Origin of the sequence: Brevundimonas sp. (assembly GCF_035627475.1) — a bacterium.
Classification (GTDB): domain Bacteria; phylum Pseudomonadota; class Alphaproteobacteria; order Caulobacterales; family Caulobacteraceae; genus Brevundimonas.
Genome location: NZ_DASPLR010000033.1, coordinates 1 through 25,197 on the forward strand (window position 1 = coordinate 1; position 25,197 = coordinate 25,197).

24 protein-coding genes and 1 pseudogene are annotated in these 25,197 nt (G+C 69.1%); 11 read left to right on the forward strand and 14 right to left on the reverse strand.

Features of this window, described 5'->3' with window-relative positions; genetic code table 11:
* Window positions 1-146: pseudogene (locus VEA62_RS09025) on the reverse strand (glutamine amidotransferase-related protein); the annotation flags it as partial.
* A gap of 56 nt (window positions 147-202) precedes the next feature.
* On the opposite strand from VEA62_RS09025, the gene carB reads away from it, so the two are divergent.
* Window positions 203-3,508, forward strand: a complete 3,306-nt coding sequence (carB, locus tag VEA62_RS09030) for a carbamoyl-phosphate synthase large subunit (RefSeq protein ID WP_324820739.1) — start codon at window positions 203-205, stop codon at window positions 3,506-3,508.
* Between the two features lie 49 nt (window positions 3,509-3,557).
* Here the strand turns inward: carB and VEA62_RS09035 are convergent, their stop codons facing one another.
* Window positions 3,558-4,874, reverse strand: a complete 1,317-nt coding sequence (locus VEA62_RS09035; protein ID WP_324820740.1) for a dicarboxylate/amino acid:cation symporter — start codon at window positions 4,872-4,874, stop codon at window positions 3,558-3,560.
* Window positions 4,875-5,000: 126 nt separating this feature from the next.
* On the opposite strand from VEA62_RS09035, the gene VEA62_RS09040 reads away from it, so the two are divergent.
* Window positions 5,001-5,519: a hypothetical protein gene (locus VEA62_RS09040; protein WP_324820742.1), complete on the forward strand. Its 519-nt coding sequence runs from the start codon at window positions 5,001-5,003 to the stop codon at window positions 5,517-5,519.
* Here the strand turns inward: VEA62_RS09040 and mnmH are convergent.
* Both mnmH and selD read right to left on the reverse strand, forming a co-directional pair.
* Complete coding sequence (mnmH, locus tag VEA62_RS09045) at window positions 5,506-6,567, reverse strand: tRNA 2-selenouridine(34) synthase MnmH (protein WP_324820744.1); 1,062 nt, start codon at window positions 6,565-6,567, stop codon at window positions 5,506-5,508. The two genes, VEA62_RS09040 and mnmH, sit on opposite strands and share 14 nt — an antisense overlap.
* Window positions 6,564-7,622: a selenide, water dikinase SelD gene (selD, locus tag VEA62_RS09050; RefSeq protein ID WP_324820746.1), complete on the reverse strand. Its 1,059-nt coding sequence runs from the start codon at window positions 7,620-7,622 to the stop codon at window positions 6,564-6,566. Before selD ends, mnmH begins: the two co-directional genes overlap by 4 nt.
* A gap of 64 nt (window positions 7,623-7,686) precedes the next feature.
* Between selD and VEA62_RS09055 the strand changes: the two genes are divergently transcribed.
* The 6 genes from VEA62_RS09055 (at window position 7,687) to VEA62_RS09080 (ending at window position 12,547) form a co-directional block, all read left to right on the forward strand.
* Entirely contained in the window at window positions 7,687-9,534 is a 1,848-nt protein-coding gene (locus VEA62_RS09055) for a family 43 glycosylhydrolase (RefSeq protein ID WP_324820748.1), read from the forward strand.
* Between the two features lie 62 nt (window positions 9,535-9,596).
* The gene (locus VEA62_RS09060; protein ID WP_324820750.1) at window positions 9,597-10,262 is read left to right on the forward strand and encodes a glutathione S-transferase; all 666 of its coding nucleotides are present in this window, start codon (window positions 9,597-9,599) and stop codon (window positions 10,260-10,262) included.
* 91 nt (window positions 10,263-10,353) lie between these two features.
* The gene (locus VEA62_RS09065; RefSeq protein ID WP_324820752.1) at window positions 10,354-10,554 is read left to right on the forward strand and encodes a hypothetical protein; all 201 of its coding nucleotides are present in this window, start codon (window positions 10,354-10,356) and stop codon (window positions 10,552-10,554) included.
* A 115-nt stretch (window positions 10,555-10,669) separates the two neighbouring features.
* A complete protein-coding gene (gene greA / locus VEA62_RS09070) occupies window positions 10,670-11,143 on the forward strand; it encodes a transcription elongation factor GreA (protein ID WP_324820754.1) in 474 nt (157 codons plus the stop codon).
* A 4-nt stretch (window positions 11,144-11,147) separates the two neighbouring features.
* Window positions 11,148-11,567: a VOC family protein gene (locus tag VEA62_RS09075; RefSeq protein ID WP_324820756.1), complete on the forward strand. Its 420-nt coding sequence runs from the start codon at window positions 11,148-11,150 to the stop codon at window positions 11,565-11,567.
* Entirely contained in the window at window positions 11,564-12,547 is a 984-nt protein-coding gene (locus tag VEA62_RS09080; RefSeq protein WP_324820758.1) for a mitochondrial fission ELM1 family protein, read from the forward strand. The genes VEA62_RS09075 and VEA62_RS09080 overlap by 4 nt, the downstream gene beginning before the upstream one ends.
* Here the strand turns inward: VEA62_RS09080 and VEA62_RS09085 are convergent.
* Window positions 12,544-12,810, reverse strand: coding sequence for a hypothetical protein (locus VEA62_RS09085; RefSeq protein WP_324820760.1), 267 nt, complete (start codon window positions 12,808-12,810; stop codon window positions 12,544-12,546). The genes VEA62_RS09080 and VEA62_RS09085 overlap by 4 nt on opposite strands.
* 77 nt (window positions 12,811-12,887) lie before the next feature.
* Here VEA62_RS09085 and trxB point away from each other — a divergent pair, with 77 nt between their 5' ends.
* A complete protein-coding gene (trxB, locus tag VEA62_RS09090) occupies window positions 12,888-13,910 on the forward strand; it encodes a thioredoxin-disulfide reductase (protein ID WP_324820762.1) in 1,023 nt (340 codons plus the stop codon).
* Window positions 13,911-13,913: 3 nt separating this feature from the next.
* Here the strand turns inward: trxB and VEA62_RS09095 are convergent, their stop codons facing one another.
* The 4 genes from VEA62_RS09095 to VEA62_RS09110 all read right to left on the reverse strand — a co-directional run bounded on the left by VEA62_RS09095 (window position 13,914) and on the right by VEA62_RS09110 (window position 17,314).
* On the reverse strand, window positions 13,914-14,321 hold the full coding sequence (locus VEA62_RS09095) for a response regulator (protein ID WP_324820764.1): 408 nt from the start codon (window positions 14,319-14,321) through the stop codon (window positions 13,914-13,916).
* Between the two features lie 83 nt (window positions 14,322-14,404).
* Window positions 14,405-15,481, reverse strand: coding sequence for a sensor histidine kinase (locus tag VEA62_RS09100; RefSeq protein ID WP_324820766.1), 1,077 nt, complete (start codon window positions 15,479-15,481; stop codon window positions 14,405-14,407).
* 81 nt (window positions 15,482-15,562) lie between these two features.
* A complete protein-coding gene (locus VEA62_RS09105) occupies window positions 15,563-16,717 on the reverse strand; it encodes a cell wall hydrolase (RefSeq protein WP_324820768.1) in 1,155 nt (384 codons plus the stop codon).
* Between the two features lie 117 nt (window positions 16,718-16,834).
* On the reverse strand, window positions 16,835-17,314 hold the full coding sequence (locus VEA62_RS09110; protein WP_324820770.1) for a Dps family protein: 480 nt from the start codon (window positions 17,312-17,314) through the stop codon (window positions 16,835-16,837).
* 183 nt (window positions 17,315-17,497) lie between these two features.
* Here VEA62_RS09110 and VEA62_RS09115 point away from each other — a divergent pair, with 183 nt between their 5' ends.
* Window positions 17,498-21,526: a PAS domain S-box protein gene (locus VEA62_RS09115; RefSeq protein ID WP_324820772.1), complete on the forward strand. Its 4,029-nt coding sequence runs from the start codon at window positions 17,498-17,500 to the stop codon at window positions 21,524-21,526.
* Window positions 21,527-21,550: 24 nt separating this feature from the next.
* On the opposite strand, the gene VEA62_RS09120 is transcribed toward VEA62_RS09115, so the two are convergent.
* Both VEA62_RS09120 and VEA62_RS09125 read right to left on the reverse strand, forming a co-directional pair.
* Entirely contained in the window at window positions 21,551-21,913 is a 363-nt protein-coding gene (locus tag VEA62_RS09120) for a DUF6481 family protein (protein WP_324820774.1), read from the reverse strand.
* Window positions 21,914-22,074: 161 nt separating this feature from the next.
* Entirely contained in the window at window positions 22,075-22,260 is a 186-nt protein-coding gene (locus VEA62_RS09125; protein WP_324820776.1) for a hypothetical protein, read from the reverse strand.
* Between the two features lie 443 nt (window positions 22,261-22,703).
* Between VEA62_RS09125 and VEA62_RS09130 the strand changes: the two genes are divergently transcribed.
* A complete protein-coding gene (locus tag VEA62_RS09130; protein ID WP_324820778.1) occupies window positions 22,704-23,801 on the forward strand; it encodes a cell wall hydrolase in 1,098 nt (365 codons plus the stop codon).
* Between the two features lie 14 nt (window positions 23,802-23,815).
* Here the strand turns inward: VEA62_RS09130 and VEA62_RS09135 are convergent, their stop codons facing one another.
* The 3 genes from VEA62_RS09135 to nadC all read right to left on the reverse strand — a co-directional run bounded on the left by VEA62_RS09135 (window position 23,816) and on the right by nadC (window position 25,190).
* Window positions 23,816-24,043 carry a hypothetical protein gene (locus tag VEA62_RS09135; RefSeq protein WP_324820780.1) on the reverse strand — a complete coding sequence of 76 codons (228 nt, stop codon included), beginning with the start codon at window positions 24,041-24,043 and terminating at the stop codon, window positions 23,816-23,818.
* 2 nt (window positions 24,044-24,045) lie between these two features.
* The gene (locus tag VEA62_RS09140; protein WP_324820782.1) at window positions 24,046-24,261 is read right to left on the reverse strand and encodes a hypothetical protein; all 216 of its coding nucleotides are present in this window, start codon (window positions 24,259-24,261) and stop codon (window positions 24,046-24,048) included.
* 71 nt (window positions 24,262-24,332) lie between these two features.
* On the reverse strand, window positions 24,333-25,190 hold the full coding sequence (gene nadC / locus VEA62_RS09145) for a carboxylating nicotinate-nucleotide diphosphorylase (RefSeq protein ID WP_324820783.1): 858 nt from the start codon (window positions 25,188-25,190) through the stop codon (window positions 24,333-24,335).
* Window positions 25,191-25,197: the final 7 nt, after the last annotated feature.

Consider the following 25,197-nt stretch of genomic DNA (forward strand, 5'->3'; position numbering starts at 1 on the left):
AAATTGGTGCCGAGCGAGGACGGATCGACGGCGAAGCCGTGGTTCTGGCTCGTGATCACGACCTTGCCGGATTCGAGGTCCTTCACCGGATGGTTCGCGCCGTGGTGGCCGAATTTCATCTTCATCGTCTTCGCGCCGGAAGCGAGCCCCGGCCCGCATGACATCGGATACCTGTTCGACCGCTTCGCGGCCATGATGGCAGATGCCAAAAAGAACTGACATCAAGAGCATCCTCCTGATCGGGGCGGGGCCGATCGTGATCGGACAGGCGGCGGAGTTCGATTACTCGGGCGCGCAGGCCTGCAAGGCGCTGCGTGCCGAGGGCTACCGGGTGATCCTGGTGAACTCGAACCCGGCGACGATCATGACCGACCCGGAGGTGGCCGACGCGACCTATATCGAGCCGATCACACCGGAGTTCGTCGAGCGCATCATCGCGAAGGAGCGGCCGGACGCCCTCTTGCCGACCATGGGCGGGCAGACCGCGCTGAACACGGCCCTGGCGCTGGATGCGAGCGGCGCGCTGAAGAAGTGGGGCGTCGAGATGATCGGGGCCCGCGCCGACGTCATCGACAAGGCCGAGGACCGCCAGAAATTCCGCGACGCCATGGACAAGCTGGGCCTCGAGAGCCCGCGGTCCAAGGCCATCCACCACATCGACGAGGCCGACGACGCGCTGGAGTTCGTCGGCCTGCCGGCGATCATCCGGCCGAGCTTCACCCTCGCCGGCACCGGCGGCGGGATCGCCTACAATGTCGAGGAATTCAAGGAGATCGTCGAGCGCGGTCTCGACCTGTCGCCGACCACCGAGGTGCTGATCGAGGAGTCGGTGCTGGGCTGGAAGGAGTACGAGATGGAGGTCGTCCGCGACAAGGCGGACAACTGCATCATCATTTGCTCCATCGAGAATATCGACCCGATGGGGGTGCACACCGGCGACTCCATCACCGTCGCCCCCGCCCTGACGCTGACCGACAAGGAATATCAGCGCATGCGGACCGGCTCGATCAACGTGCTGCGCGAGATCGGCGTCGAGACCGGCGGATCGAACGTGCAGTGGGCGATCAATCCCGCCGACGGCCGCATGGTCGTGATCGAGATGAACCCGCGCGTGTCGCGGTCCTCTGCGCTGGCGTCGAAGGCCACCGGCTTCCCGATCGCCAAGGTCGCGGCCCGGCTGGCGGTCGGCTACACCCTGGACGAGCTGCAGAACGACATCACCCAGGTGACGCCGGCCTCGTTCGAGCCGAGCATCGACTACGTCGTCACCAAGATCCCGCGCTTCGCGTTCGAGAAATACCCCGGCGCCGAGGCGACCCTGTCGACCTCGATGAAGTCGGTGGGCGAGGTCATGGCTATCGGCCGGACCTTCCAGGAGTCGATGCAGAAGGCCCTGCGCGGGCTGGAGACCGGTCTGACCGGCTTCAACGAGATCGAGATCGACGGCGTGCTGGAGGTCGACGACGAGGCGTCCGTGCGCGCGGCCGTCGTCCGGGCGCTGGGCGAGCCTACGCCGGATCGCATCCGGGTGATCGCCCAAGCCTTCCGGCATGGTCTGTCAGTCGAGGAGGTGAACGCCGCCTGCTCGTACGAGCCGTGGTTCCTTCGCCAGATCGCCGACATCGTGCGCACTGAAGGCCACGTCGTCGTGCAGGGCCTGCCGACCACCGCCGCCGACTTCCGCAAGCTGAAGGCCAAGGGCTTCTCGGACGCGCGTCTTGGTCAGCTGACCGGCCAGAGCGAAGCCGCCGTCCGCAAGGCGCGCCGCGCCCTCGACGTCCGCCCCGTGTTCAAGCGGATCGACACCTGCGCCGCCGAGTTCGCCTCGGCCACCGCCTATATGTATTCGACCTATGAGATGGGGGCCCTGGGCCAGGTTCCGGCGTGCGAATCCGATCCGGGCGACCGCAGGAAGGCGATCATCCTCGGCGGCGGGCCGAACCGGATCGGGCAAGGCATCGAGTTCGATTACTGCTGCTGCCACGCGGCCTTCGCCTTCGATGACATCGGCGTCGAGTCGATCATGGTCAACTGCAACCCCGAGACGGTCTCGACCGACTACGACACCTCGGACCGGCTGTATTTCGAGCCGCTGACCGCCGAGGACGTGCTGGAGCTGATCGAGGTCGAACGCTCGAAGGGCCATCTGATCGGGGTGGTGGTCCAGTTCGGCGGCCAGACGCCGCTGAAGCTGGCCCATGCGCTGCAGGAGGACGGGGTGCCGATCCTGGGCACTAGCGTCGATTCCATCGACCTGGCCGAGGACCGCGAGCGGTTCCAGCACATGCTGCAGGACATCGGCCTGATGCAGCCGCCGAACGGTCTGGCCCGCAGCGCCGCGGAGGCCGCGCAGAAAGCTGAAGAGGTCGGCTATCCCGTTGTGCTGCGTCCCTCCTACGTGCTGGGCGGCCGTGGCATGATGATCGTCCACGACCGCGAGCAGCTGGACCGCTACGTCCACGAGGCCATGCGCGTGTCGGGCGACGATCCGGTGCTGATCGACCACTATCTGAACCGGGCCACAGAGGTCGACGTCGACGCGCTGTGCGACGACGAGACCGTGTTCGTCGCCGGCGTTCTGGAGCACATCGAGGAGGCCGGAGTGCACTCGGGCGACAGCGCCTGTTCGATGCCGCCCTACTCGCTGTCGGCCGAAACGGTCGCCGAGCTGAAACGCCAGACCGAGGCCATGGCCCGGGCGCTGAAGGTGCGCGGCCTGATGAACGTGCAGTTCGCCATCGAGGAGCCGCACTCCGCCGAGCCGCGCATCTTCGTGCTCGAGGTCAATCCGCGCGCCAGCCGCACCGCCCCCTTCGTGGCCAAGACCATCGGCCAGCCGATCGCTTCGATCGCGGCCAAGGTGATGGCCGGCGTGCCGCTGAAATCCTTCGGCCTGACCGACAAGCCCTATGACCATATCGCGGTCAAGGAAGCCGTCTTCCCGTTCGCCCGCTTCGCGGGCGTCGATACGGTGCTGGGCCCCGAGATGCGCTCGACCGGCGAAGTCATGGGCCTGGACTGGAAGCGCGACGGCGAGACCGGCATGGCCCCCGCCTTCGCCCGCGCCTTCGCCAAGAGCCAGATCGGCGGTGGAACGATCCTGCCGGTGGCCGGCTGCGCCTTCGTCTCGGTCAAGGAGGGCGACAAGCCCTTCATCGTCGACGCGGTGAAGACGTTGATCGCCGAGGGCTTCTCGGTCATCGCCACCGCCGGGACCCATGCCTATCTGACGGGTCAGGGCCTTGAGGTCGGGCTGGTCAGGAAGGTGCTGGAAGGCCGTCCGCACATCGTCGATGCGATGAAGAACGGTGAGGTCCAGCTGGTCATCAATACGACCGAGGGCAAGCAGTCCCTGCAGGACAGCTTCAGCCTCCGACGGACGGCCCTGATGATGAAGATCCCCTACTACACCACCACTGCGGGGGCGCTGGCGGCGTCGCAGGCCATCGGCGCCATAAAGGCCGGCGACCTGGATGTGCGGCCGATCCAGGACTATGCGCACGGCTGACCGGCTGGTGGCTATTTCGATCCGTCCGGCGGGCGGGGATGCGGAACAGTCAGGCTGATGCGCCGGTGTCCTGGATCCCCGCAGTCGGATCCTGCTCGGCCACCGCGTCCCGCCCCTCCACGATCCGCGCCGCCGCGAGATCGGCGGTGACGTTGCCGATGGTGCGGAAGATATCGGGGATCACCTCGACCGCCAGCAGCAGGGGCAGGACCTGGATCGGCACGCCCATGGCCAGGCAGATGGGTGCGATGGAGACGAAGAAGCTGACCTGCCCGGGCAGGCCGACCGAGCCGATGGAGATGGCGATGGCGGTCAGTCCGCCGGCGATCCAGGCGGCAGGTCCGAGATCGACCCCGTGCAGATGGGCGACGTAGAAGACCACGGCGAGGTTGGCGACCGGGCTGGTGATGCGGAACACCGCCACCGCCAGCGGCAGGACCAGACCCGCCGTCGCGGTGGAGACGCCGAGGGCGGTGCGGGCCTGCTCGACCATGGCGGGCAGGCTGGCGAGGGACGACTGGGTCGAGAAGGCGACCACCTGGGCCGGGATGATCCCCTGGGCGAACCGGGCGAGGCCGATACGCCCCCAGGGCACGGCGACGGCGTAGATCAGGACGATGAGGCCGACCTGGGCCAGCACCACCATGGCGACGTAGTGGCCCAGGGTCCCGAGGGCGCCGAGGCCGGCGTTCAGTCCCACGCCCATCGACAGGGCGAAGACCCCGACCGGGGCGACCAGCAGCACCCAGTGGACAATGGTGATCATGGTTTCGGACACCGCCTCGAAGAACTCCACCAGCGGGGCGCGGCGGCTGGGCCCCAGCCGGGTGACGGCGAAACCGAACGCAATGGCGAAGACCACGATGCCCAGGATGGCGTCGTCGGCGGCGGCCTTGACCGGATTGGCGGGCGCGAGGTTGGCGAGGAAGGTCGCCATGCCGCCCCCGGCCGCGCTCTCAAGCACCACCGAGGCGTCGGGCGCGCCGGCCAGCAGGACGGCGGCGCCCGCCGGATCGATCGGCCACAGCAGATGCAGGGTCTCGGAGGCGAAGATGGCGTAGACGGTCGAGCCCAGCAGCAGGATGGCGAAGACCATCAGCGCCTTCAGCGCCAGCCGCCCGGTCGCCGCCGCGTCGGCGATCGAGGCGATGCCGGTCACCAGCAGGCTGAAGACCAACGGGATGATGGTCATCTTCAGGGCGTTGAGCCAAAGGGTTCCGACCGCGCCGATGAGGTCGGCGGTCCCCGCCCCCCCTGGCAGGCCCCAGGCCTGGGCCGCGGCCCCCGCGAAAAGGCCGGCCAGCAGGGCGACGAGCACCCACAGGCTGAGGGACATCAGGGCGGAACGGAGTCGGGAGGCGGCCATCGGGCGAAGCTAGGCGCCGCCGGGGCGTTTTACCATCCGTCGCGTGCCTCGCCGTGAACGATCCTTAACTCGACCGGCCCGCGGCGGTGTCGCAAGCTGTGCCGCTGGACATGGCGGGAGGGGCGGATGCAACGGATGCGCACGGGCGTGGGCTTCTACGCCCTGGTCTTCGTCGCCGGCTTCCTCACCTTCGCCCTGCACGAGGGCGGCCACTGGCTGGCGGCCGTGACGCTGGGGCACGAGGGGTATTTCAGCCTCAACCAGGCCGGCGCCCGGGATGCCGTTGGCGCCACCGACATGCTGATCATCACCGCGGCAGGCCCGACGCTGACCATAGCGCAGGGGCTGGTCGCCCTGGCGCTGGTGCAGGCGCGGCGCAGCGCGGCGGCTTGGGTGTTTCTGTTCTGGGCCGCATTCATGCGCTTCATGGCCACGGTGATCAGCTTTTGGAACCCGAACGACGAGGCACGGATCAGCCAGCATTTCGGGCTCGGCACATGGGCCCTGCCCGTGGCTGTGACGCTCGGACTGTCTGTGCTGCTGGTGGTCGGCAGTCGCCGGCTGGGGCTGGGGTGGAAGACGCTGGCGCTGTCGTGGGTAGTCGCCTCGGCGGCGATCACGGCCGTCGTCTTCAGCGGGTTGTGAGGGCGTCCACGACGGCGGCCACCTGCTCGGCGGCCCCTGCGAGGGCGGCGTCGGCGAGCGAGCCCAAGGCGACGACGGCCAACTCCGGTCGCGCACACGTCTGGCCCTGCCGCCGGTAGGCCGGGTCGTAGTGGTGGACGATCAGTTCGGAAGCCAGGACCTCGATCTCCCCGGCTGCGGCAAGGGCCCGCCACCCCGCGACCATTTCCTTGCTCAGATGGCGCGGCAGGCGGGTCAGGGCGGTGTCGAGAGCGGCGGGGTCGGCGGCGATCTCCGCATAGTCGCGGACGGTGCGCGCGGCGCGGACCTCGACCGGTGATTCCAGCCGGACGACGGGCGCGGCGGACATGGCGGCCCAGAGCGAGGGCGGAATGACCCGGGCGCCGATCTTCGAGCTCTCGGCCTCGACCAGCACCGGGCGGGCGGGGTCGAGGCGGGACAGGGCGTCATGCAGCCGGGTCTCGAAGGCCTTCTGCGACGGCTGGCCGCCCGGCATGGCCCCGAACAGGGAGCCGCGATGGGCGGCGAGGGCCTCAAGGTCCAGGGTCTGGACACCGCGTGGCGACAGGGCGCCGAGCAGGGCCGTCTTGCCGGCGCCGGTCGGGCCGTCCAGCAGGATCAGCCGGTGCTCGAGGGGCGCGTCGTAGAGGCCCGCCTTCACCTGACGCCGCCAGGTCTGGTAGCCGCCCTCCAGCACGGTAACAGGCCAGCCGACCTGGTCCATGACGGTGACCATGGCCCCCGAGCGCTGGCCGCCGCGCCAGCAGTAGACCAGCGGCCGGAAGGAGCCGTCGCGGTCGCCCAGGGCGCCTTGGAGGTGGTCGGCGATGTTTCGCGCCACGAGGGCCGCGCCGTGGCGGCGGGCGAGGAATTTCGACCGCTGGACGTATTCGGTTCCGACCGCGGCGCGCTGGGCGTCGTCCAGCACGGGAAGGTTGATCGCGCCGGGGATATGGTCGAGGGCGAATTCGGCCGGGCTGCGCACGTCGATGATGGCGTCGAAACCGTCCCGGGCGGCGGGCGACAGGTCGGCGGCGCGGCGGATCATGAGACGACGCGAACCCTGGGCGGGCCGTCGACGACGCGGCCGACGGGGACGGCGGAGACGCCCTCTACCCGGGCGAGGGCCACAAGCGCGTCGGCCTCGGCCCCGGCCACGGCGATCAGCAGGCCGCCGGAGGTCTGCGGGTCGGTGAGCAGGTCGCGGCGCCAGTCTTCAAGGCCGGCCGGCAGGTCGACCTCAGCGCCGTAGCTGGCCCAGTTGCGGGTCGAGGCGCCGGTGCGGACGCCGGCCTCCAGCAGTTCGACCACATCCGGGAGGGTCGGCGGGCGGGCGGTGATCTCGACCATGGCCCCGGCCCCGCGGGCCATCTCCAGCGCGTGCCCCAGCAGGCCGAAGCCGGTGACGTCGGTGACCGCGTGGACCCCGGCGCGGCCGGCCAGCCTGGCGCCAAGGGTGTTCAGCCGGGTCGTCGTGTCGAGGAGGGTCCGGTATCCGTCCTTGCCGAGGCGATCCTGCTTGAGGGCGGCGCTGAGCACGCCGACGCCGAGCGGCTTGGTCAGCAGCAGGACGTCGCCCGGCCGCGCGCCCCGGTTGGTCAGGACCTGGTCGGGATGGACGAGGCCGAGGGCGACGAGGCCGTAGATCGGCTCGACGCTGTCGATCGAATGGCCGCCCGCGACGGGGACGCCCGCGGCGGCGCAGGCGGCGGCCCCGCCCTGCAGGATGCGGCCGATGGTGTTGGTCGACAGGACGTTGACCGGCATGCCGACGATGGCGAGGGCGAAGATCGGCGTCCCGCCCATGGCGTAGACGTCGCTGAGGGCGTTGGTAGCGGCGATCTGGCCGAAGTCGAAGGGGTCGTCGACCACCGGCATGAAGAAGTCGGTGGTGGCCACCAGCGCCTGCTGGTCGTTGAGACGCCAGACGGCGGCGTCGTCCGAGGTCTCCGTCCCGACCAGCAAATTGGCGAAAGGCTCCGCCTGGGGCATGCCCCTGAGGATGTCCTGCAGCACCGCAGGCGCGATCTTGCAGCCGCAGCCGCCGCCGTGGGCGAGTGACGTCAGGCGGGGTTCGGTTGCGGCGGGCTCGGGGGCGGTCATGGCTCAGGTCTGGGCGAAACTGCTCGTGAACTCAACAGGCCGAGGCGCATGCTAGCGTGGCGCCATGCGCCCGACCCTGCCGATCACTCTCGCCGTCGCCCTTCTGACCGTCCCCGCCGCCGCCCAGGAGGCCCGGCCCCGCACCTGGGCCAACCCAATCGACGTCGATTACAAGTACAATTTCGAGCAGACGCACCGGGGGATCAGCTACCGCACCGGGGCCGACCCGGTCATCGTCTTGCACCGCGACCGCTACTTCCTGTTCCAAACCTTGGCCGACGGCTACTGGACGAGCGAAAACCTGCTCGACTGGACCTATGTGCAGCCGGACAAATGGCCGTTCGAGTCGAACGTGGCGCCGGCGGCGGTCTCGGACGGCGAGAGGCTGTATCTGATGCAGTCGGCGTTCGAGCCGCGGCCCCTGCTGGTCAGCGAGCATCCCGAAACGGGGCGTTGGGAGTGGCACACGCGGGTGCTGCCGCCCGTGCCGGGCGCGGTCAGCCGCAACGAGGAAGGCGCCCACGGCGACGCCGGACTGCCTGAGGGCAAGCTGCCTCCGGGGCCATGGGACCCGGACCTGTTCATCGACGACGACGGGAAATGGTATCTCTACTGGGGATCGTCGAACGTCTATCCGATCTACGGGGCGGAGATCGATCCGACGCCGCCGGTGCGCTTCGTCGGCGAGCCGGTGGCGCTGCACGTGCTGCATCCGGACGAGCACGGCTGGGAGCGGTTCGGGCAGGATCATTCGGGGACGCTGCCCGACGGCACGGCCATCAAGCCCTATATGGAAGGGGCGTGGATGACGAAGCACGGCGGGCGGTACTATCTGCAGTACGGCGCGCCCGGCACGGAATACAACGCCTACGCCAACGGGACCTGGGTGGCGTCCAGCCCGCTCGGGCCGTTCGAATACGCGCCCTACAACCCCGTGAGCTACAAGCCCGGCGGCTTCGTCGAGGGGGCCGGCCACGGCTCGACCTTCCAGGACCGGTACGGCAACTGGTGGAACACCGGCACGCCGTGGATCGGGCACAACTGGACCTTCGAACGGCGTATCGCGATGTTTCCGGGCGGCTTCACGCCCGACGGTCAGATGCATTTCTCCAGCCGGTTCGGCGACTATCCGCAGCGCATGCCGACGGGGAAGGTGGACGACCCGGACAGCCTGTTCACCGGCTGGTTCCCGCTGTCCTACAAGGCGGAGGCCGTGGCCTCGTCGACCGAGGGGGAGTTCACCGCCGACCGGGCCACGGACGAAAACCCGCGCACCTTCTGGGTGGCCGGGGCCAACCGGGCGGGCGAGACGCTGACGCTCGACCTCGGTGGGCTGAAGCGGGTCCATGCCGTCCAGGTCAACTACGCCGACTACCGGTCAGGCATCTATGCCGAGCGGCCGGACATCCGCACCCGGTTCCGCATCCTGTGGTCGAGAGACGGCAGCGATTGGCGGGTGTTCGCCGACCTGTCCGATTCGGAACGGGATCGGCCCAACGCCTATGTCGAGGGCGAGCGGCCCGTGGACGCGCGCTATATCCGCTATGAGCACGGCGAGGTCGCCGCGGCGCATCTGGCCATCTCGGACCTTCGCGTGTTCGGGACCGCCGACGGCGTGCCGCCCGAACGGCCGACGGAAGTCCGGGTGGAGCGCGGCCGCGACCAGAGGAACGCCACCGTCCACATCGCGCCGGTGTCCGGGGCGCTGGGCTACAACCTCCGCTGGGGCACGGCCCCTGACAGGCTGTTCCTGACCTACCAGGTCTATGGCGACGACCTGCGCGAGATGGGAGACCGGCTGGAGGTGCGGGCCCTGAACACCGGCGTCGACTACTGGTTCGCGGTGGAGGCCTTCGCGGCCAACGGCGTGTCGCCACTGAGCCGCGTTGTGCGGGTTCCGGCACGCGACTGAATTCCTCTGGACCGACGCGGTGTCAACATCGCTAACTGCGCCGGGCAAGCGGAGCCACGGCCATGATCACCGTCCATCATCTGAACGACTCCCGTTCCCAGCGGGTGCTATGGCTGCTGGAAGAGCTGGGGGCCGCCTATGAGGTGAAGCGGTACCAGCGTGACCCGCAGACGATGCTCGCGCCACCGGAACTGAAGGCGATCCATCCCCTGGGCAAATCGCCGGTCCTCGATGACGGCGAGGTGCGTGTGGCCGAGACCGGAGCGATCGTCGAATACCTGCTGGACACGCACGGCGGCTCGGCCCTGCGGCCGGCGCGGGCCACTGCGGAGGGCCGACGGTTCACCTACTGGCTGCACTATGCCGAGGGCTCGGCGATGACGCCGCTGCTGCTCAAGCTGATCTTCAGCCAGGTTCCGAAGCGGGTTCCGCTGCTGATCCGGCCCGTGGCCAACGGCATCAGCCGCGGCATGAACGCGCGGATGATCGACCCGCAGATCGCGGCCCATACCGCGTACTGGGAGGCCGAACTGGCGCGATCGGAGTGGTTCGCGGGCGACGTCTTCTCGGCCGCCGACATCATGATGAGCTTCCCGGTGGAGGCGGCCGGGAGCCGCTTCGGCTACGGCTCCGACAAGCCGCGGCTGAAGGCCTTCCTGGAACGGATCCATGCCCGCCCGGCCTATCAGAGGGCGCTGGAGCGGGGCGGGCCGTACAGCTACGCCTGACCCGGTCGGCGCCGGGGACACACTCGTACGAAACGGGTCCAGTGTCCGGAACCGGACAGCAACTCCGGCAGGGGCGAAACGTTAACGGGCCATGCGCCTGAGAACCATTCAAGTCATCGCCGCCCTGGCCGCCGCCGTGGCGTTCGTACTCGCCTTCATGGCGGCGGGAATCCTGCTCCTGTCCAGCCTGTTCATGGCCGCCGGCCTCGGCGCCATAGGCTGGCTGGCCTGGAGCCTCGTACGGCAGGTCCGCGACCGTTCCCGGGACCGGACCGCATCGGGCTCCGTCTGAGGGGGCCTTGAACCCGGACGCTGGGCGCCCTACCCTCTTGGGCCGGTCGCGTGCGCCCAGCGACCTCTGTGCCGAGTAAGTTCGTCAGTCGGGCTAGCCAAGAAACTCACGACATATGGAAAAAGTGCCGATGACGGCCGAGGGCTACCGTGCCCTCGACGATCAGTTGAAGCAATTGAAGTCGGTCGAGAGGCCGAGCGTCATCGCGGCCATTTCGGAGGCGCGCGAACACGGCGACCTGTCCGAAAATGCCGAGTATCACGCCGCCAAGGAGCGCCAGGGCTGGATCGAAGGCCAGATCGCCGAGATCGAGGACAAGATCAGCCGCGCCCAGGTCATCGATGTGTCGAAACTGAGCGGCAACCAGGTGAAATTCGGGGCCACGGTCACGGTGGTCGACGAGGACACCGAAGAAGAGGGCCGCTACCAGATCGTCGGCGAGCACGAGGCCGACGTGAAGGCCGGCAAGATCTCCGTCACCTCGCCGATCGCGCGTTCGATGATCTCCAAGGAGGTCGGCGACGTGGTCGAGGTCAACACGCCCGGCGGCGTCAAGGCCTACGAAATTCTCAAGGTCGAGTGGAAATAGTCCGATGACCGACGCCACCGGAACGCGCCCGCCTCTGGTGTCGCACGTTTCGGTGGGCGTCACGGACGTGTCCCGGGCGGGCGTCTTCTATGACGCCGTTCTCGCGCCCCTGGGGGCCCGCCGGATCATGGAGCACAGCGCCGGCATCGGCTATGGCCGTCGCTTCCCCGAGTTCTGGGCCACCCTGCCACATGACGGACGGCCGGCCGTCACGGGTAACGGAACCCACGTGTGCTTCAATGCGCCCGACGCCGCGACGGTCCAGGCGTTCCATGCGGCCGGATTGGCCGCCGGCGGGTCCGATGACGGCGCGCCCGGCCAGCGGCCCGAGTATGCGCCCGGCTATTACGCCGCCTTCCTGCGCGACCCGGACGGCAACAAGGTCGAGGCCCTGTGCTGGATCGCGCGCACCGACCCGGCGTGACCGCTCCGCTGTCCATCCTGGTTGTCTCGGACGGGCGCGCCGGCATCGAGAACCAGGCGCTGGGCCTGGCCGAGGCGGTGCAGCGGCTTGCCACAGCCGATATCGCGGTCAGGCGCATCCGCTGGCGCAAGGCCTTCGACAAGCTGCCCTCGGCGCTGAAGGCGCCGTGGATGCTGGACCCTGCGTCCGACACCGTATTCCCGGGACCCGGCGAAGTCTGGCCCGACCTGTGGATCGCCACCGGGCGGGCCACCCTGCCGTTGTCCGCCGCCGTGCGACGCCGCTCGGGCGGCCGGACCTTCGTGGTCCAGACCCAGGATCCGCGCTGGAAGATGGACGCCTACGACCTCGTGGTGGCCCCGGCGCACGACGGCACGGCCGGGGCGAACGTGCTGTCGATCACCGGCTCGCCCCATCGGGTGACGGCGGCGCGGCTGGCCGAGGGCGCAGCAGACTTCGGGGCGGCCCTGTCCCCCCTGCCCCGCCCCCGCGTGGCCGTGCTCGTGGGCGGCCGGTCGGCGGCGTTCGACCTGACCGAAGGACACGCCGCGGAATTAGCCGACCGGATCGCGGACGCCATCGCCGTGGCCGGAGGTTCGCTGATGCTGACCTTCTCCCGCCGCACGCCCGAAGCGGCGAAACTGGTGATGAGGGCGCGGCTCACGAACCTGCCGGGCATGATCTGGGACGGAAGCGGGCCGAATCCCTACTTCGCCTTCCTGCATTTCGCCGACCATGTGCTTGTCACCGAGGACAGCGCGAACATGGCCGCCGAGGCGGCCTCGACCGGCAAGCCGGTGCATGTGCTGCCGATGATCCCGCTCAAGACCGGCGGCAAGTTCGCCCGCCTGCACGAGGATCTGCGCGATCGCGGCGCGGCCCGGCCGTTCGACGGAACGCTGCGATCCTGGAGCTACGAACCGCTGAACGAGACCGAACGGGCGGCGCGCGTGGTGCTGGAACGAATGGCGGCGCGCTAGTCGCCCCCGCCTCCGTCTCCGCCGCCGCCGTCTGAGGCGCCATCATCGGCGGCCCGGCCATGGCCGTCGTTCGCACCGGAGCCTTCGCCGTCTGAACGTCGGTCGCGGCGTTTGCCGCCCGCGTCCATGGCGATGCCAAGCGCCAGGCCGATGCCGATGCCGGCGCCGATCCCGATGGCCAGTTGATCCATGGCGATGCCGATGGCGGCCCCGATGGCCACGCCCAGAGCGATGCCGATGCCGAGATGGCTGCGTCCTTCCACGGGATTCCTCCTGCCGCGGCTGTGAATGGATTGAACCTAGCATCGCGCGAGACGGAATCAGCGCCTAAATAGAGGCCATGAGCACCTCGAGCCCCGCCCCCCGGCAGATCCGCGTCGCCATCATCGGATCCGGCCCCGCCGGCTGGACCGCCGCCATCTACGCCGCCCGGGCCCTGCTGAGCCCCGTCGTCATCGCCGGTCTGCAGCCCGGCGGCCAGCTGACCATCACCACCGACGTCGAGAACTATCCCGGCTTCAAGGACGTCATCCAGGGACCCTGGCTGATGGAGCAGATGCGCGCCCAGGCCGAGCACGTCGGGACCGAGGTGATCGAGGACATCGTGGTCAAGGCCGACCTGTCGCAGCGGCCGTTCCGGCTGACGCTCGACAGCGGGACGGAGCTGCTGGCCGAGACGGTGATCATCTCGACCGGGGCCCAGGCCAAGTGGCTGGGGCTGGAGAGCGAGGCGAAATACCAGGGCTTCGGCGTCTCGGCGTGCGCCACCTGCGACGGCTTCTTCTATCGCGGCAAGGACGTGATCGTGGTCGGCGGCGGCAACACCGCCGTCGAGGAGGCGTTGTTCCTGACCAATTTCGCCTCGAAGGTGACGGTCGTGCACCGCCGCGACGAGTTCCGCGCCGAGCGCATCCTGCAAGACCGGCTGTTCGCCAACCCCAAGGTCGAGGTCGTCTGGGATAACGCCATCGATGAGATTCTTGGTGAGACCAATGACTTCGGCGGCGTCAACGTCACCGGCGCGCGGGTGAAGAACGTCAAGACCGGGGAGACGCGCGAGATCAGGGCCGACGGGGTGTTTATCGCCATCGGCCACGCGCCTTCGTCCGAACTGTTCGCCGGCCAGCTGGAGACCAAGCAGGGCGGCTATCTGGTGGTCAAGCCGGGCACGGCCGCGACGGCCATCGAGGGCGTGTGGGCCGCGGGCGACGTGACCGACGACATCTACCGACAGGCGGTCACGGCGGCGGGCATGGGCTGTATGGCCGCGCTGGAGGCGGTGCGCTTCCTCGCCGAGGAGGACCATGCCCGCGCCCACCATCCGATTTCGCACAAGGAAGCCGAGAAGATCGGCGTCTGGTAGGCCTCAGCCGAACAGCTGCAGTTCCGGCGGAGCGTACAGCACCGGCGCGCCAGACCGGCGGCGCAGGGCGTAGTCGACCGCCTTCTGCACCGCATATTCGTCAGTCGGCTTGGACAGCACGCCGATCGTACCCGCGACGCCGTTGCGCACCATGCCGGGGTTGGCGGTCATGAACAGCACCGAAACGCCGAGGTCCTGACCCAACTCCCGGCCCAGGGCCACGCCGGTCGGCCCGTCGGACAGGTGAATGTCCACGAGAGCCAGGTCGACATCCGTCTCCCGCGCGACCTCGCGCGCCGAGCGCGCGTCGGCCACCGTCGCCACCACGTCATGCCCCAGGTCTTCGAGGACGAAGCGCAGTTCCATGGCCACGAGGGCCTCGTCTTCAATGATCAGGATACGCGCGGTCATGGCAGACTGTCAGTGGTGGCCTTGTGTAGGTCGCCCGACATACGGGCTCGTTGGGGGAGCGTGCGGGGGTCCGGGAGGTTCCGTCATGCGACGTTTTGAGCTGCGCGACGGCGGGACAGGGCCGTGGCGGGCAGGTCGGCGACGACTTGCAAGCCCTGCGGCACCCATCTCCGTTCCAGTCGGCCGCCCAACTGGCCTTCGACTGACAGGGTGGCCAGCGAGGTCCCGAAGCCGGTCTGGACGGGAACGCCTTCCACCCTTGGTCCGCCGGTCTCCGTCCAGGTCAGGACGAAGCGATCATCCATGCGGCGCGTCTCGAGAGTGACCCTGCCTCCCTCGACCGAAAGCGCTCCGTACTTGGCGGCGTTGGTGGCGAGTTCATGGAACAGCAGGGCGACAGAGGTCGCGGCCTGGTCGTCGAAGGTCGCGTCGTCTCCTGTGACCATCACCCGGGGCGTCCCGCTCAACTCACTGTAGGCCTTGAAGAGGTCCGTCAGAAAGGCGTGCAGCGTCATCGTCCCGACCGTGGGGCGGGAGCTTTCGGTGTGCGGCCGGACGAACTCGTGAGCGCGGGCCAAGGCGTTGATACGGGTGCGCACCGCGGTGGCGAAGGCCTTGGCCTCCGGATGCTGGCGGGCCGACAAGGCGATCAGGGCCGAAACCACGGCGAAGATGTTCTTGATCCGGTGACTGAGCTCCTGACTGAGCAGTTCCTTGGCCTGATCCGAACGCTTCAGGTCGTCGATGTCCGTGCAGGTTCCGAACCAGCGGGTGATCTCCCCCGCCTCGTTGCGGATCGGGCGGGCCCGGCCGAGGGTCCAGCGATAGACCCCGTCGTGACGGCGCAGGCGATACTCGATCTCGTAGGGCTCGCCCGTGTCGAGGCACCGGCGCCAGAGGGCGAACGCCCGATCCTGGTCCTCAGGGTGGAACATGCCGTTCCAGCCCTCGCCGTCGGTCGAGCCCTCGGGCACCCCGGTGAACTCGTACCAGCGGGCGTTATAATAGTCGTGGAAGCCGTCGGGGCGGGTCGACCACACCATCTGGGGCATGGAGTCCGCGATGGCGCGGAACTTGGCCTCGCTCTCGGCCAGGGCCTGAACGGTCAGGGCCAGTTGACGCTCGACGGTCGAGTCGCCGTTCGGATCGATTTGGGTCACGGAGCCTCAGTCACGGCGCGGCGTCGCACTCGGGGACAGCATCAATGCGCGAAGGTCCGGAAGCGTTGCAACGGGCCAGCGTCAGGACGCAGGGCGGCCCACTTCCTCGACTTCCATGACCGTGACGCCGGCAGGCGGGGCCGCGGGAGCGGGCCTGGCGGGAGCCTCGAACGCGGCGAGGCGCTGGTTGATCGCTGCGATGTCTTCTGCAGTCGCCTGACGCCGCCCGCCGAGGGACAGGACCCCGACTGTGCGCGTCTGGCCGTCGACGACGACGGTGCGGGTGGCGACTTCGCCATTGGCGGCGGCGTCGGTCAAGGCGGCCTCCGCCTCGGCCGCGGAGGCGATCTGGAGGCGCGGCCGGGCGAAGCGCGCTTCGTCGATGCGCGGCTCGCGGCCGGAATAGGCCTGACGGAAGGCGGCCGGTTCGCCATAGACGCCCTTCCAGCGGTAGAAGATGTGCGCCCCGATCTGGGTGAGCTTGTTCAGGGTCGGGGCCCACCACGGGTGGACGTAATTGGCGTGGTAGTGGGTGGCCGTGCCCACCTTGACGGCGACATGCCCCCCCAGCGCCCGCTCGGCGACGCGGGCGGCGCGGGCCCAGGCCCAGGCGACCGGGGCCTGGCCGAGAGAGCCATCGCAGGTGAAGCTGAACTGGCAGCCGGTGACCCGCTCGGCCCCCTCGAACACCACGCCGCAGACGGAGTTGGCGTAGTTCGGATCGCGAACGCGGTTGAGGACGACCTGGGCCACGGCCTCCTGCCCCTCGGTCGGCTCCAGCGCCGCCTCGTAGTAGATCGCCTGGGTCAGGCAGCGGACGGCACGGCGCCGGTCTTCGGCGGTGGCGGGCTTGAAGGCGAACGGCTGGGCCGGGCGGAGCATTCCCGAAACGGGCATGGCGGCGTTCAGCTTCTGGGCCTCCAGACCAGAGGCCCCCAAGTCCAGGGACGGCTTGCCGCCGAGCGAAATATTCTCCCAGCCCGGGGTGAGGCCGTAGAGGGCGGGCTGGCGTCCGTTCGGGTCGTTGCGGATGGCGATGGCGAGCTGCGAGGGCGTCATGCGCGCCGTGATCGCGGCCAGACCCTTGTCGGTCAGATCGCCGTGGGTCAGCCGGCGCACGGACTCGGCGCGGCGGTCAATCTCGGGGCGGACCGTCGAGCTGGCGGCCATGGCCACGCCGATGGCGGCCAGGGCGGCGGGCGCGGCGGCGGCGAGCCGGCGCGTCCTCTTCAGCATCGATGTCCAGTCAATCCTGGCCAAATCCAGCTCCTGTTCCGGCGGCGAGGCCGGACGCCGTCCGATAGTCTCCAAGCGAGGCGGTTTTCAGGCCGAAAACCGACGCTCGGTCAAGCCTCAACGTCCTCCGAGAGTCGAGCGCAGCATCCAGGCGAATTTCTCGTGGGCCGCCAGGCGCTGCGTCATCAGGTCGGCCGAGGCCTCGTCGCCCGCCTCGTCGGCGGCGGCGAAGGCCTTGCGCGCGGTGGCGATCAGGGTCTCGTGATCCTGCATCAGTTCCTTGAGCATGTCCGTCGCCGCCTTCTCGGGATCGCCATCCTTGATCGAGGTCAGGTTGCCGAAGCCCGAGAAACTCTGCGGGGCCAGCACCCCGAGGGCGCGTATCCGCTCGGCGATCTCGTCCAGCGCTCCCCAGATGTCGCGGTACTGCTGTTCCAGAAGATTGTGGAAGCTGAAGAATTCCGGCCCACGCACATTCCAGTGATAGCCGTGGGTCTTCAGATAGACCGCAAAACTGTCGGCGAGAACCTTGGTCAGCTCCTGCGCGACGTCGGTGCGCTCCGTCTTCGTCAGGCCGGTGTCGATGGTCGCGGTCATGCAGGCTCCTGGTGTTGTCGGTGGTTCTGGAGTTAGGCACGCCGGCCGGTTGCACAAGTTCGGGCCGGAGGTGTTCTCAAACGCGACGCTTGCAGGAACGCAAAGCGCGCCAATACGTTGCGGCAAGTCGCGTGCGCGCGAGCGGGGGCTGATTTGAGCGCGGTCGGGGTGCTTCGGCGGATTATGGATATCGACGCCGGCGTCACGCGGCTGGCGCGGGTGCGGCCGCGTCCATGGTGGATGTCGGTGCTGATCGGCGCCGCCGCGGCGACGGCCGCCCTGCTGATCCGGGCAAGCCTGTCCAGCTTCTATGGCGATATCACCGGCTTCATGATCCTTCTGCCAGCCGTGATCGTGGCCTCCCTCGCCGGGGGCCGGATAGCGGGGGCCACGGCGGTGGGAGCCTGCCTGTTCGGCGGCTGGGGTCTGGTCGCCATCATGGAGGGTCCGAATGCCGTCGGCGTCGGCGTCCACAACCGGCTGGGCGTGATCGCCACCACCAATTTCATCATCGTCGGACTGTTCACGACCGTCGTCGCCGCTTCCCTGAGAAAGGTTCTCGGGCGGCTGGACGCCTCGATCGACGCCCTGCGCCTGTCGGCCGACCGGATCAGCGAAAGCGAGCACCGACTGCAGCTGATCAGCGAGCGGGCGCCAATCATGCTCTGGATGAGCGACGAGGCGGGGCGCTGCGTGCATCTCAACGAGGCGCTCCGGCAGTTCTGGGGACTGCCAGAGCCGGCGGGCGTCGTCGACTTCGCTGACTTCCTCCACGAGGACGACCGGGCAAGAGTCACGGCCGTCACCCTCGACGCCGTGGAGCGGGTGGCGCCCTTCGAGGTCGAGGCCCGCTTCAGGCGCGCCGACGGCGCATGGCGTATTCTGCGCACGGAGGCTCGCCCCCGCATCGATCAGGAGGGGCGATTCCGCGGCATGATCGGCGTCAACATCGACGTCACCGACGCGCGGGCCGCCGAGACCTCCCTGCGCGAACGAGAGTCGCAGTTGCAGGCTATGGTCGATCAGGCATCGGCCGGCATCGCGCGCGTCGCACTCGACGGAACCATCCTCAGCGCCAATGCACGCTACGCCGAGATTCTCGGCATCCACCCGGACGATGTCGTCGGTCTGAGCACCGAGGCGGTGAGCCACCCGGACGATGTGGAGCCCACGCGCCGCGCCCTCGAACAGGCGCTCCGGGAGGGCGGCGCGCAGTTGGAGAAGCGCTACCTTCGGCCAGACGGCTCGACGGTCTGGGTCGTCATCAGCCTCCGGGCCCTGACCGGGCCCGACGGCAGGGTTGGAGGCTTCATCGCGGTCGTGGTCGACATCTCGGGGGCGAAAGCGGCCGAGTCAGCGCTGCGCGAGAGCGAGGCGCGTTTCCGGCTGATGGCCGACACAGCCCCCTCTCCGGTGTGGATGACCAACGCCGACGGAGAGGTCGAATTCGTCAACGCCGCCTTGGTGAAGTTCTACGGAGGATCCGCTGACGACATCCTCGGTCACGTCTGGCGCGAGGCGATCCATCCCGACGATGTGGCGGCGGTGAATGCTGTTCAGGCCCGCCATCGTCCAAAGCTGAGGCCCTACGGGTTCGAGGCGCGGTTCCGCCGGGTCGATGGGGCCTGGCGATGGATGCGCATCGCCGTCAACCCGCGCTTCGACCCGGACGGATCCTTCATGGGGTACGTCGGCATGTCATTCGACGTCACCGATACGCGCGAGGCCATCGATCTGATCGCGCGCCAGGAGCGGCGCCAGTCCTTCCTCCTCTCCCTCTCCGACTCCCTGCGCGACCTGACCTCGCCGGATGAGATCATGAGCGAGGTGGAACGCGCGCTCGGGGCGGAGTTGCGGGTCCAGCGCGTCGGGTATGGCGAAGTCGACCAGGAGCGGCAAACCGTCTCGATGAGCCGCGACTGGACCGCCGATGTGGTCAGCGCGCATGGCGAATTCTCACTCGACGACTTCGGCGCCGACCTGATTTCGGACCTGGCCGCCGGACACGCCGTTCGCATCCCCGACGTGCGCAAGGATCCCCGGACGCGGGAGGCCCGAAAACTGTTCGACCGCCTGCAGACCCGCTCCCTCATGCGCGTGCCGCTGCTCCGGGTCGGGCGGCTGCGAGCCTTCCTCTATGTGCATGACTCCAGGGTCAGGGAGTGGACGGACGACGAATTGGAGCTGCTCCAGGAAGTCGCCGCGCGCACCTGGACCGAGATCGAACGCACCCGGGCCGAGGCCGAGGTCCGCGAAAGCGAGGAGCGGTTCCGGGCCATTGCCGACACCGCGCCGGTGCTGATCTGGGTGACGCAGCAGGACCGTACACGCGCCTTCGTCAACCAGGCCTATGTCGCCTACCATGGCGGCTCCTACGAGGAGGCGCGCCTGCTGGACTGGCGCGCCATCATCCATCCGGATGACCAGGCGCGGGTTCTCGAGGAGTCGCTCGCCGGCGAATCCACTGGCCAGCCGTTCTCGATGGAAGCGCGCTACCGGCGGCACGATGGCGAGTACCGTTGGCTGAAATCGTTTTCCCGGCCCCGCTTCGGCGCCAGCGGCGAGATCATCGGCTTCGTCGGCGTGGCGTTCGACGTCACGGACATCCGGGAGGCGCAGGCGCGCCTGCAGGAGTCCGAGACCCGCTTCCGGACCGTCGCGGACAGCGCGCCGGCCCTGATCTGGATGAGCGACGACGCGGGCCGGATGGTCTTCGCCAACCGGCGCTACAAGACCTTCTTCGGGGTCGAGTCAGAGAACGCGATCGACGAGGGCTGGCGGCGTCTGGCCGAGCCGGCGGACCTGGAAGACTTCGTGGCCAACTTCCGGCGGGCGCTGGCCGGCCGGGACCGGTTCGAGGCGCTGGCGCGGGTGAATCATCCGATGCTGGGCACACGATGGCTGCGCTGCGAGGGCGTGCCGCGCTTCGACGGCGCCGGACAGTTCCAGGGCTATGTCGGGGCCAACATCGACGTGACCGAGGCGAAGCGCGCCGAGGACGATCTGAAGCGCATCAACGAACTGCTGGAGGAACGCGTTGGTGAGGCGCTGGCCGAGAAGGCCAAGGCGGAGGCCGACCTGATGCACGCGCAGCGCATGGAGGCGGTCGGACGACTGACCGGCGGGGTGGCCCACGACTTCAACAACCTGCTCACCGTCGTGATCGGCGCCCTCGACATGATGCTGAGGTCGCCGGACAACGCCGCCCGTCAGAAGAAGCTGGGCGAGGCGGCGCTGTCGGCGGCACGGCGCGGCGAGCGGCTCACCCACCAGTTGCTGGCGTTCTCGCGACGCCAGGCGCTGCGGCCCGAGCCGACCGACCTGAACGGGCTGATCCGGGAGAGCGAGCCGCTGCTGAGGCGGGCCTTGGGCGAAGCGATCGAGTTCAGGCTGAAGCTGCGGCGCGGCGGCGCCCGGGTGAGCGTCGACCCTGCCCAGTTCGAGGCCGCCCTGCTGAACCTGGTGGTCAATGCCCGCGACGCCCTGGGAGATCGCGGCAGGGTGACGGTCCAGACCATGAACTGCCCGGTCAGCCCCGGCGAGATCGCCGAATTGCCCGCTGGCGAATACGTCTGCGTCGCGGTGTCGGACAATGGATCCGGAATGTCGCCCGAGGTCATGGAACGGGTCTTCGAGCCGTTCTTCACCACCAAGCCGGTCGGCAAGGGCACAGGGCTGGGGCTGAGTCAGGTGTACGGCTTCGCGCGGCAGAGCGGCGGCGGCGTAAGGGTGATCTCGACCGTGGGCCGCGGCACCGAGGTGCGCCTGTATCTGCCGCCCCTGACCTCGGCGGAGACGGTCGAGTCGGCTGGGCCGGGAGTCGAGATCGCCCCGATGACGGCCGGGCGCCGGCTCCTTCTGGTCGAGGACGATCCGGGGGTGGCCGCGGTCGCCCAGGAACTGCTGGAGGGGCTGGGCCTGGAAGTCCGCGCAGCAGAAAGCGGGCCGCAGGCCCTCGAACTGCTCAAGGAAGACCGGTTCGACATCATGCTGACCGATGTGGTCATGCCCGGCGGCATGACCGGCATCGAACTGGCCCGCGAATGCGCCCGAACCTGGCCGACGATGCGGATCGTGCTGACATCCGGCTATGCGGGCGACGACGTCGACGCGGCCCTGTCGGACGCGCCGTGGCCCTTCGTCCGCAAACCCTATTCAGGGCAGCAGCTGGCGGCGGTGTTGGGGGATCTTCCCGCGGTGACTCCCGGCTGATCCCGGGAACCGATCAGCGGAAGGTCAGCGCTGACGCGCCTTGCGCGCGGCGTAACGCGCATCGCGGGCCGCCTTCTGCTCTTCCTTGGAGAGCTGCTTGCGCTCCTTGCGGGCGGCGCGCTTCTCGGCCTCGATCGCCTGCTGGGCTTCCTGGCTGGCGGCGAGCCTGGCGGCTTCAGCCTCCGCCTTCTGGCGACGGATCTCGGCCTTTTCCAGTTCGCGCTGCTGGCGCAGGGCCTCTTTCTCGGCCGCGCGCTTCTCCTGCAGCTTCTCGAACTCAGGGTCCGGAGCGGCGGGCTTGGGCTTGAAGCGGGCGAGCAGGGCCTTCTTGGCTTCCTGCTGGGCGGTGAGACGGTCGGTGAAGCCGGTTTGTTTCAGATCTCTCATGCGAGCGGTCGTCGATGTCCTTGATTATTTGTCGGATGCGCAAACGGCGCGGGCGAGCGGCGCTCAGCCAACGCCGGGTGGGCTAACCCTATATGGGGCCGGAAATCAAGGTTGCGAGGCGGAGATGGCGCTCCGCCCCCCCAATCAGGCCGGCGCCTGTGTCAGTTCGGTTTCTCGGCCTGACCGACCGCCGCGCCGGCTGCGCCGCCCACCGCCGCGCCGACGGGGCCAGCGACCACGGCGCCTGCGATCGCTCCGGTGGCGGCCTTCTGTTCGATGGTATGGCCGCAGCCGGCGATGCCGATGACGGCGACGGCCGACGCGAGGACCAGGGCGGTTCTTTTCATGGGGGGCTCCTGTGCTGTCCAGCCAGAACGCGGCCACGGCCAAGGTGTTCCGGAACGCGGGGCGCAAGAACTCGTTGCCGCAGGCAGGGGCTCGAAGACAATACATTGAGCGCGGCTTAATCGTCGACGACCCGGTGGAGAGCTGGCCACGGTGGAGGGAACGTCATCCTATACAGTACATGGCCATGTAACTTGCGTCATTGCGGGAGATTTCCAGTCTGTTAACTGACCGATACCGGCATGACGCTGGCCTATGCTGCCACATCGCCAAATCTTGCGAATCAACCACAATGCCGCCATAAACGGCTGGCTTAAGGCGCGTCCCGATGATCGGCCGGTTCGCCGACCGTCGATCTACCGCAGCCGGGCCGCGACCGCAGCGTCGCCCCCGCCGCGAGACTACCCGGGGGCGGCGCTGCGCCCTGCTGAACAGGATTGAGCCTTTGCCGCATCCCTCGCATTCGCGTGCGACCTCCCCTGTCGACCGCAAGGCCATAATCCGGCCCGGCGCGGCGGCGGCGACGTTCGGCGCGATGGTTGGGCTGGCGATCGGCTGCGCCTATCTGGGCGGGGCCGTGGCGAAGGCGACCACCGTGCGGGCCCAGGCGGTGCGGATCGAGAGTGCGACTGCTGCGGGCTTCACGGAAGAGGCACTCGCCGCCGCCGCGGGCGGACTGGATGAAAGCGCACTGGCCATCGCCCGGCGCCACGACCCCTACACCGTCGCCGGCTCCGCCCAGCGCGACCGGCAGGCGGAGCTGCTGACGGCCCGGCTGGAGCAGTTGAGGGGTCAGCCGTCCGGGAACGGTCTGCGCCAGGTCAGCCTGACCGGAAACCAGGCGGCCCAGCCGTTCCGCCTCGGCGGCGCGCTGGACGCCTCTCGCGATCTCGAATGCCTGACCCAGGCGGTCTATTATGAGGCCCGCGGCGAGGGCCGGGACGGCATGAAGGCCGTCGCCCAGGTGGTCCTGAACCGCGTTCGCCACCCGGCCTTCCCCAAGAGCGTGTGCAGCGTGGTGTTCCAGGGGGCCGGGCGCCGGACCGGCTGCCAGTTCAGCTTCACCTGCGACGGATCGATGCGGGGACGGGTCAACCGCGCCGCATGGAATCGCGCGAGGGACATCGCCTCCAGCGCCCTGTCCGGCGGCGTCTACGCCCGCGTCGGCAACGCCACCCATTTCCACACCACCGGCGTCTCGCCGCAGTGGCGCAACTCTCTGGTCCGCGTCAGCCAGGTCGGCGATCACCTGTTCTATCGTTTTGGCGGCCGGTCCGGCTCCGGCGCCGCCTTTTCCTACGCGGCCCGCCCCTCGACCGACGCCGACGCTCCTCGTCTGATCCAGGCCAGCCTCGACCCGACCAGCACGGTCCGCGACGCGGGAGCTATCGCCTACAACCTGCTTCTGGCCCAGGAGGGTCGTGAAGCGCCCGCCCCCGCCGAACGCGCTTCCGCTCAGGCGCCGACGCCCGCTCCGACGGTGCAGGTCGCGGCGCCCGCGGCCGAGTCTCCGGCCCCCGTCGCCGCCACGCCGACGGCCTGAGGGCTGGCGTCAGCTCAGGCGTCGCGATCGCCCTTCGAGGAGCGGTGCGCATCGTCGTGACTGTGCTTCAGATCACGTTCGCCGCCGCCGCCTGACACCTTGCTGTTGCGCGGATTGGTCGGACCGCCCTCGCGGGGATCCTCGAACGTCGGCGGCTCGCGGTCGGCGTTCTGATGGCTGGAGCCGGGGCCGCCCCAGCGCTTGCTGTCGGCCGGTTCGGGCGTGTGCTGGTTGTTGGCCATGATCAGCGGTCCTGCACCTTCCACTGGGTGGTCAGGTTCTGTTTCAGATTTCCGAACCGGCCCTGGGTTTCGAGATTGACGTCGGCGTCGCCGGGTTGGCCGGACTGCGCGCCGGTGGACAGGTCGCGACGGTCGGCGCTCATGGCGTCCTGCACCGGTTGCGCGCCCTTGTCGGCGAAGCTGCGCTGCTCCCTGGGAACCTTGGGTCGATGGGTCATGGAAATCTCCTTCCTGCCCGATCAAACCCTTCGCGGGGGCGGCCTGTTCCGTAGCGGCGTTCGCCTGGACCTCAGGCGACGTCGAGGCCGATGTCGAGCGCGGCCGCCGAATGGGTCAGCGCTCCGACCGAGATCACGTCCACGCCAGTTTCCGATATGGCCCGCACGGTCTCGAGGCTGACGCCGCCGGACGCTTCCAGCACAGGGCGGCCGAACGGCGAACCGCTCGCTCGCGCCACCGCCTCGCGCAGCATCTCCAGACTGAAGTTGTCCAGCATGATGACGTCCGGCCGTTCGGCCAGCGCCTCGTCCAGCTGGGCCAGGCCATCGACCTCGACCTCGATCTTGACCAGGTGGCCGGCGGTCGCCCGCGCCCGCCGGATCGCCTCGCCCACCCCTCCGCAGAGGGCCACATGGTTGTCCTTGATCAGGATGGCGTCATCCAGGCCGAAGCGGTGATTGACCCCGCCGCCGCAGGCGACCGCATGCTTCTCCAGCGCGCGCAGACCCGGGGTGGTCTTGCGCGTATCGGCGATGCGCGCGTCGGTGCCGGCGACCGCCTCCACATAGGTGCGGGTCAGGGTGGCGATCCCGCACAGCCGGCCGAGCAGATTCAGCGCCGTCCGTTCAGCGGCGAGGAAGGCGCGGGCGTCGGCCTCCGCCTCTACCAGCACCGCGCCGGCCGCGAAGGCGTCGCCGTCGGCCAGCCGCGCGACGACGGTGGCGCCGGGGTCCATCGCCAGCAGGGCGAGGCGCACGCAGTCGACGCCGGCCAGCACGCCCGGCCTGCGGGCGGCGAACACGGCGTGCATGCGCGAGCCCGCCGGAATGCAGGCCTGGGCCGTGATGTCGCCGGCGCGGCCGAGATCCTCGGCCAGGGCCATGCGCACGACCGGCTCGATCAGCAGGTCGGGAAGTCGACGGCTCATGCGCTCT